This is a genomic window from Tissierella sp. (genome assembly GCF_052089545.1).
Lineage (GTDB): Bacteria > Bacillota > Clostridia > Tissierellales > Tissierellaceae > Tissierella_A.
Genome location: NZ_JBQDAA010000208.1, coordinates 1 through 4,069 on the forward strand (window position 1 = coordinate 1; position 4,069 = coordinate 4,069).

Annotated in this window: 5 protein-coding genes; all 5 read left to right on the forward strand. The window is 27.6% G+C overall.

The features are described from left to right. Positions 1-458, forward strand: a 458-nt coding sequence (gene amrA / locus ACTHW2_RS11600; RefSeq protein WP_442264077.1) for an AmmeMemoRadiSam system protein A, incomplete at its 5' end; no start/stop codon positions are given. Positions 459-470: 12 nt separating this feature from the next. After that, a complete protein-coding gene (gene amrS / locus ACTHW2_RS11605) occupies positions 471-1,451 on the forward strand; it encodes an AmmeMemoRadiSam system radical SAM enzyme (protein WP_442264078.1) in 981 nt (326 codons plus the stop codon). A gap of 9 nt (positions 1,452-1,460) precedes the next feature. Next, on the forward strand, positions 1,461-2,783 hold the full coding sequence (locus ACTHW2_RS11610; protein ID WP_442264079.1) for a hemolysin family protein: 1,323 nt from the start codon (positions 1,461-1,463) through the stop codon (positions 2,781-2,783). Positions 2,784-2,883: 100 nt separating this feature from the next. Further along, the gene (locus ACTHW2_RS11615; protein ID WP_442264080.1) at positions 2,884-3,312 is read left to right on the forward strand and encodes a MarR family winged helix-turn-helix transcriptional regulator; all 429 of its coding nucleotides are present in this window, start codon (positions 2,884-2,886) and stop codon (positions 3,310-3,312) included. Between the two features lie 5 nt (positions 3,313-3,317). Further along, on the forward strand, positions 3,318-4,069 hold a 752-nt coding region (locus ACTHW2_RS11620), incomplete at its 3' end, for an SDR family NAD(P)-dependent oxidoreductase (RefSeq protein ID WP_442264081.1).

The window sequence follows — 4,069 nt, forward strand, 5'->3', positions numbered from 1 at the left end:
AACACTTTATAAAGACTGGTAATTATTTAAAAATAGAAGAAGAGTCTCATATTCAAAAGGGAGTATTTGTAACTATAAAAAAAGATGGAATTCTTAGAGGCTGTATAGGTACAACTAGCCCAACTACAAGTAGTATTGAGAGAGAAATAATAGAAAATGCTGTCTCAGCTGGAACAAGAGATCCAAGATTTGATAGGGTAGAAAAAGAAGAAGTGGGCAAAATAATTTATTCAGTAGATGTACTTTCACAAGCAGAAGCTATAGATTCTATAGATGATTTAGATGTAGAAAAATATGGTATTATTGTAAGTAAAGACAGAAAAAGAGGACTTCTACTTCCAAACCTAGAAGGAGTAGATACAGTAAATGAGCAAATAAATATAGCGCTTGAAAAGGCTAATATAAGAAAAGATGAAAACTATAAGATTGAAAGATTTAAAGTAAAAAGATATAGTTAGGAGTTGATAATTTTGAAAGAAGCTATGCACTATGATAAATTGGATAAATCCTATGTAAAGTGTAATCTATGTCCCCATTACTGTGTTATAAAAGATGGAGATTTTGGCATATGTAGGGTTAGAAAAAACAATGGTGGAAGCCTATATTCTTTAAACTATGGAAAAATAAGCTCTTATGGATATGATCCTATAGAAAAAAAGCCTCTTTTTCACTTTTATCCCTCTTCGACCATATTTTCAATAGGAAGCTTTGGATGCAATCTATCATGTGACTTTTGTCAAAACTATGAAATGGTGTATGACAGCGCCTATGCCAAAGATATAAAGTATGATGAAATAATAGATTTAGCTAGTGAAAATGATTCTATAGGAATTGCCTTTACCTACAATGAACCAAGTATTTGGTATGAGTATATACTAGATATTGCAAAACAGACTCATGAGATAGGCCTTAAAAATATAATGGTTACAAATGGATATATAAATGAAGAGCCTTTAAGAGAGTTACTACCATATATAGATGCTATGAATATAGATTTAAAGGCAATAAACAATTCATTTTATAGGGATGTATGTGGAGGAAGCCTAGATCCTGTACTTAAAACTATAGAAATAGCAAATTCTAAGGGTGTTCATATTGAAGTTACAAGTCTTTTAATAGAGGGTGCAAATAGTGAAAATGAAGAAATGAAAACTCTAGGTAGAAAAATATCTACTATAGATAAAAGCATCCCCCTACATTTAAATAGATATTTTCCTGCATACAAGATGAATCTACCTGCTACAAGTTTAGAAATGTTAACCCAATCTAGTGAAATTTTAAAAGAGTATTTAGATTATGTTTATATAGGAAATGTAAGAGGTATAGATAAGAACACATATTGTCCATCTTGTGATGTTAAGCTTATAGATAGAAATATAGTAACAAGATTAGCAGAAATAAAAAATGGTAAATGTATTAAATGTGGTAGGGGTGTAAATATTAAATACTAGGATGGTTCTATGGGAAAAAATAATTTAGCAATACAATTAATTTTAATACTTTTTTTAACTATTTTAAATGCTTTTTTTGCTGCGTCAGAAATGGCTATTGTATCTACAAATAAAAAGAAGATAAAAAACAAAGCAGAAAAAGGAGATAAAAAGGCTAAGATGCTTTTACAAATATTACATGAGCCATCTAAATTTTTATCTACTATACAGGTAGGTATAACATTTGCTGGTTTCTTTTCATCAGCATCAGCTGCTGTAGGAATATCTGATGACTTAGGTAAAACCTTAACAAGTATAGGTATTCCATTTGGGAAGGATATTGCTTTTATAGGTGTAACTCTTTTACTGTCATATATAATTCTTGTCTTTGGAGAATTAGTACCAAAGAGAATAGCACTTCAAGATGCAGAAAAGTTTGCTATGATTGCAATAAAACCTATTAATATATTTGCTAAGCTTATGAAACCATTTGTTAGTTTTTTATCTTTTTCTACAAATACTCTTATAAGACTTTTAGGTTTTAATAATGAATCAGTAGAAGAAAAGGTTACTTTGGAAGAAATAAAATCTTTAGTTAATGTAGGTCAAAAGCAAGGTGTTATAAATCCAATAGAAAGAGAAATGATAGATAGCGTTATAACTTTTGATGATAGGGTTGCAAAAGAGATAATGACAGATAGAACTGAAGTTTTGATGATTGATATAAATGAATCAAAAGATATAAATTTAGATAAAATGTTAAACTTCCAATACTCAAGAGTTCCTGTATTTAAAGACTATATTGACAACATAATAGGTGTACTTTATTTAAAGGATTATCTTCTTCATGCATATGAAACTGGGTTTAAAGATATAAATATAAAGGATGTTATGAGAAGTCCTTACTTTGTGCCAGAATATAAAAATGTAAATGATCTTTTTTTAGAACTACAAAAAACTAGAAATCACTTTGCTATACTTATAGATGAATATGGAGGCTTTGCTGGAATAGTTACTATGGAAGATATTATAGAAGAGATTGTAGGAGAAATTGAAGACGAGTATGATTATGAATCAGAGATAAAAAGAGTTGATAAGAATGTTTACTATACAAAGGGAAGCGTGACTATCAAAGATTTAAAAAATAGATTAGATTTAAAACTTGATGAAGATCCAGAACATTATGATAGTCTGGGAGGATTTCTCATACATCTTTTAGGACATATTCCAAAAGCAGGAGAAGAAAATATTATAAAATATAAAAATATAGAATTTAAAATAGAAAAAATAAGAAAAAGAAAAATAAAAAATGTTAAAATAACTATAGTAAAAGATGAAGAAGAAAATAAGTAATAAAAAAGGAACTAAATTTAGTTTCTTTTTTATTGCTTATTTTTATATTTAATGATAATATAGTTAGTGTGCTAACTATATTAAATAATAAGGTGAGAAGATGAATATTGGATTTTTAATAAATTATTGTTCTAAACTATTAAGAAATAAACTAAACAGAGAACTTGAAAAAGAAGGCATTACGGTTTCACAGTTTGCGGTAATAAAAGATATTGAAATAAACTCTTTTATTGATGAAAAAGAACTAGGAGTAAGGGCAGTAAAAATAGCAGAGAGATTGGATATGGATAAGCCAACCATATCTGGGATAATAAATAGGCTTATAGATAAAGGATATATAGAAAAAACATCAAATTCTAAAGATAAGCGATCTTTTATATTAAAACTTACTTTAAAAACCAAAAACAAATTATCAAGTTTAGAAAAAATAAATGATGGGGTAATAAGTGATGCTTTAAAAGGATTAGATGAAAAAGAAGTAAAAGAATTTAAAAGTACAATAAAAAAAATAATAGAAAATATAAGGTGAGAAAAATGGATAAATATTTAGTAACAGGTGCAAGTGGTAATATTGGTAGGTATGTAGTAGAAGAGTTATTAGCTTTAGGAAAAAATGTAAAAGTAGCAGTTCGTAATATTGAAAAGGCTAAAAAGATATTTAAAAATAAAAAAGAGATAGAATTAGTAAAATTTGATTTTTTAGATAAAAATACTTTTGAAAATGCACTCCAAGGGGTTAAAGGAATATTTTTAGTTAGGCCTCCAAAGCTTGCAGATCCTGAAAAAGATATCTTACCTTTTTTGGAAATTGTTGAAGAAATAAAGATAGAAAAAATTGTCTTTATATCTTTATTGGGAGTGGAGAAAAATCCAATAGTGCCCCATAGAAAGATAGAAGATATGATAAAAGACTTAAAGATACCATATGTCTTTTTAAGGCCAAGTTTTTTTATGCAAAATTTAAATACAAATCATAGAGATGAGATTAAAAATAGAGATGAATTATATATACCAGCTGGAAAATCAAAGACAAGCTTTATAGATACAAGGGATATAGGAAGAGCTGCTGCTATTACTTTAATAGATGAAAAATATAGAAATACAGCTATAACATTAACTGGAAAAAGAGCAATTGACTATTATCAAGTATCAAAAACTTTGTCAGAAGTTCTAAATAGAAAGATAGAATATAAAAATCCATCTCTTTTAAAGTTTAGGAAGGAAAGAATAAAAATAAATACCCCTAAAGAGTTTGCAAATGTAATGACTCTTTTATATCTTATGAC